This window comes from Paenibacillus sp. 01T422, assembly GCF_056398785.1.
In genome coordinates this window covers 1-1,389 of the sequence record NZ_JBFTQB010001251.1, presented here as the reverse complement: position 1 = coordinate 1,389, position 1,389 = coordinate 1, and the positions used below count along the sequence as shown (strand labels likewise).

At 49.2% G+C, this 1,389-nt stretch carries 2 protein-coding genes; both read right to left on the bottom strand.

All coding sequences use genetic code 11. The features are described from left to right. The coding region (locus AC1DUA_RS37685; RefSeq protein WP_477504586.1) for a cobyric acid synthase at positions 1-819 on the bottom strand (819 nt) is incomplete at its 3' end. Next, a partial coding sequence (locus AC1DUA_RS37680; RefSeq protein ID WP_477504585.1) for a pyridoxal phosphate-dependent aminotransferase occupies positions 812-1,389 on the bottom strand: 578 nt, incomplete at its 5' end. The genes AC1DUA_RS37680 and AC1DUA_RS37685, both read right to left, overlap by 8 nt.

The window sequence follows — 1,389 nt, the reverse complement described above, 5'->3', positions numbered from 1 at the left end:
GAGACGAGGCAATCGGATCACCGCAACATCCAGTTGATCCTGCGATTTCTCAGGTGTACTTTGAGCCCTCTTCAGCATCCGTTTGGAATCCAGAGAAGCAGAATCTTCATCCTCAATACCTAGCTGCGGCAAGTAGGGGATAACCCCTAATACAGGCTTCCCTGTCTTCTCCTCCAGCCAATCCAACCCCGGTTTCAGCAGACTCACATCCCCACGGAATTTATTGATAATAAAGCCCTTCACACGAACTCGTTCTTCCGGCGTCAGAATCTCCAGCGTACCTACGATTGATGCAAAAACGCCACCGCGATCAATATCAGCAACGAGAAGCACGGGCGCATCCGCCCATCCGGCTAAACGCATGTTGACGATGTCGCGATCCTTCAGATTCACTTCGGCAGGGCTTCCCGCCCCCTCCAGCACCACAATCTCATATTCGCTGCGCAGCCGACCTAAGGCGTCTTTGACAATCGCTTCCGCCTTCGGCAGGTACGATTCCCGATAGGTCCTGGCATCTAGATCCGAATATGGCTTGCCATGCACAATCACCTGAGCAACCATGTCCTGCTTTGGCTTAAGCAAAATGGGGTTCATATCCGTCGTAGCCAAAATGCGGCAGGCATCAGCTTGAACGCCCTGCGCTCTTCCGATTTCTTTCCCGTCAAAGGTGACGTAAGAGTTGAGCGACATATTTTGTGATTTAAAGGGTGCTGTCTGCCAGCCATCCTGAACGAAAATACGGCATAACGCTGCCGTTAGAATGCTTTTGCCAACATCCGAAGCTGTGCCTTGTATCATTAACGTTACTGCTTTAGTCATGAGATTGACCTCGATTCTGCGTGAGCGCTGCCATTGTCTGACGGAGTCCTTCGATTAACCGCTCATTATCCTTGCGAAGCCGAATAGCAACTCGGCAATACTGTTCGTTCAAGCCTTCAAAGAGTGAGGCATCCCTGATCAAAATACCCCTTTGTCCCATATGCTTTTGCGCCTGTTTTATCGATAAGCCTAATGCTGAAGGAAAAGAAAACAATACAAAGTTTACTTCCGTAGGTACTACATCTAGACCCAATTGCTGCAGCTGACCCGTGATCCACGCCTTCTCTTCCTGCAGCCATTGATGGCTCGAAAGCTCAAATTCTTCATCATCCAATACAACCGTACCGATGCGCTGAGCCAAGTAATTAACGCTCCACTGCACTTGCTGCTGCCTGATTTCCCGAATCAAATCCGGGTGTGCAACCATGAACCCTAACCGAATTCCCGGAATTGAATAAAATTTCGTCATAGAACGAATAACGATAAGCTTTCGGCTTGTTGAGGCCAGCTTAAGCAACGAATGTTCCTGCTCATTTGGCACAAAATCCATAAAGGCCTCATCGAGCACAC